Here is a 2,655-nt window from a genome sequence, read left to right on the forward strand (position 1 = left end):
GTTGTACCCTTAATGTCTAGAGGCGTCAAATCAAAAGTCTATTTTTGCTGTTGATGTGTCGTAATTAAATTGTCTAGTATGGACGTTTACCACTTAGAGTACTGATCTTCGACAAAACCATATTGAGATTCAATCTCGTAGCGTTTGCCTTCAGCGGTGATTAAGTGCCCCTTAAACTTGCCGAATATTTGTTTGAAGTTTGTGGCCATGAAACCGGCATTGAGGTGTTCCTTATGCATTCCTTCAGGCACAAAGCTTAGATCAAGCTGTCCGTTTTCACAGCTGATTCTCCACGCGGAGCTTTCTTCATCCCGGTCATATCTGAACTGAACTTGAGGTAGTTGATGGAGCTTATCGCCAACCCAAAAGCAGTTTTCAGAATAGCCTGTTTCATTGACGCCCCAAGACACATTGAGCCCGAGCGGTGGCTTATCTTCTGATCTATCGGCTGTGGAGTAAGATGCGCCGGAAAAGCATGCCCAGTTCCAGAATGTTTCTCGACGCATGTACCCAGCCGAAAAGTCATGATGCCCATAACAAGCAATTTCATTTAGCTTGAACTTGCCGAGAGCACAGTGAACTTCACCGCTAGCAGGAAGTGCTGCCGTTTTTTGAGCATAGACCCAGCCATTGACTGCGGTCGGTGTACAAAGAGCCATTTCCTCAAAGCTTGGTTTCTCTATGGTTTCGGCCTGAATGTTGAGCTCCGAGCCAAAACCAATCTCGAGTATTTTGCGCCGCTCGCCCTGTGAGTTAAGTTGGTAGCGCATTTTGATACTATGCTTGCCTGACTTGAAGCTTGATATGCCATTATCGGGACGGTTCGTCATATCTAGCCCGAGTGCAAAAGGTTTTTTGAATTGCCAAGTAAGCATTTTTTTATCTGAAGTTCGATAGATATAGACAAAAGCTGCGCCCAAATAGCGTAAGTCAGCTAATGCGCAGCCAAATATCAGGTCACCACTTATGCCGCCGAAATATTGAAAGCGTTTAAAATTGAAATGGCGCTGCCACTTATTGGCGCGTTTGTTCATTGGTGTTCGATAATCTGCGTCATTGATATTAATTTCATTGACGGCGTGTTTGAAGCGTCCTAAATGAGGCTTCCCGTGAGAGTTGATCAGAGAGTAGGGTTGAAGCATAAGTGTTACAGTTGTTCTAGTTGTTATGGTTTGTTTTGGGGGCAGAGTCTAGATCGTCAGAGATTAATCCCAGAAGTCGATAGAGCTCTCTACGGGTTCAACGGCTTCAAGTAAGCCTTTTTCTAATAGCACTTCATACGAGTTAACCTGGTTACGACCATTTTGTTTTGCGTAGTAGAGCGCTTTATCTGCTTTGGAGAGTGTTTCTACAGGGTGGTCGTTTTTGCTTAGGTCGGCAAAGCCGATGCTAACGGTAACCTGGCCAACCTGAGGGAAGCGGCGAGCCTCTATCGCTGCTCTGCAGCGTTCGAGAACAACCAAAGCTTGCTCTTTCTGAACGTCTTTTACCAATACCACGAACTCTTCACCACCGTAGCGGAAAAACAGGTCTTGCTGTCGGAGGACGGACCTGACTGTCTGTGAAAATAGAACTAGCGTCTCGTCACCAATTGCATGGCCGAAGCGATCATTGATAGATTTGAATTTATCGATATCTAGAATGGCAATCGCTTTAAAGCTGGTATCCTTTGCATGCAGTACATTGTGTTGTGAAAAGGCAAGGTCGGAAGAGACTTGGTCAAAAGCTTGACGATTTAAGATGCGTGTAAGCGGGTCATGGCCTTTTTCGTGCAAGTTGCGAAAGATATCGACAGCGATTTGCAGAAAGCCTACGAGAGTGTTTTTAATATCCTGGTTCTCGTAGCGGTGGCGCAAAACAACCAGGTGAGACACGCTTTTGTCATATAACACTACCGGAATGACGATTTTAAAACGCGTTCTGCTTTCAACCTTGTATACCTCTTCTTTAGAAATATAAGCCGACAGCATGTCCATGTCGTTATTTAAATAGATGTCGTTGGACTTCCCGCTACACTCTATGCCGATAAGAGTGGTCGTTTTATGATTGGAGCGCCGTGTAGCTTGTAGCTCATAAACTGACAAATCGACGCGTTCGAAATTATTGATAAGAATGTCATCGAGTGCTGTGACAAGTTCTCTAATGTTCGATTGGCTGGTCAAGCTTTTTATTAGAGTAAATAGCTGCTCTATTTCCATAATGGAAGGTCTATCACAAATAGAAGAAACGACCATTATCGTTATTCTCTGCCATAAAACCAAGTAAATTAATATAGAAGACGTTAACAATTCGTTACATTTTGCAATTGTTTACCAACAGACCGCTCATAACTTATTGGCTATGATTACTATATCGAATTTAGGTGAGACGATTCAGGCCCGTCTTTCTTCAATTTAGGTTTAGATTTCATGTGTACTTATTTATCCCGGACATTGTCCGGGATTTTTTTTGCCTGAATCTTACCGTTTTCCCTCTCAATGCTTATTAAAACTTCGACTGCTTCAAAATTAGAGTGGCTGCTTCTTGGTTTAGGGCTTCACTATATAGTAGTCTTTCAGTCTTTGTTGTTTCGGGTTGCTGGCTTAAAGCGTTTGCATTTAAGTCGCCATGGCTTTGCTAGCGTCAAGGATGCACTAATAGATCTTATGAAAAAAC

2 protein-coding genes are annotated in these 2,655 nt (G+C 43.3%); both read right to left on the reverse strand.

From position 1 onward, the window contains the following. Positions 1 to 86: 86 nt before the first annotated feature. A complete protein-coding gene (locus A3757_RS12980) occupies positions 87 to 1,142 on the reverse strand; it encodes a DUF2804 domain-containing protein (RefSeq protein WP_068552826.1) in 1,056 nt (351 codons plus the stop codon). A 63-nt stretch (positions 1,143 to 1,205) separates the two neighbouring features. Next, positions 1,206 to 2,234, reverse strand: coding sequence for a GGDEF domain-containing protein (locus A3757_RS12985; protein WP_068514654.1), 1,029 nt, complete (start codon positions 2,232 to 2,234; stop codon positions 1,206 to 1,208). Positions 2,235 to 2,655: the final 421 nt, after the last annotated feature.

Source organism: Oleiphilus sp. HI0117, from assembly GCF_001635235.1.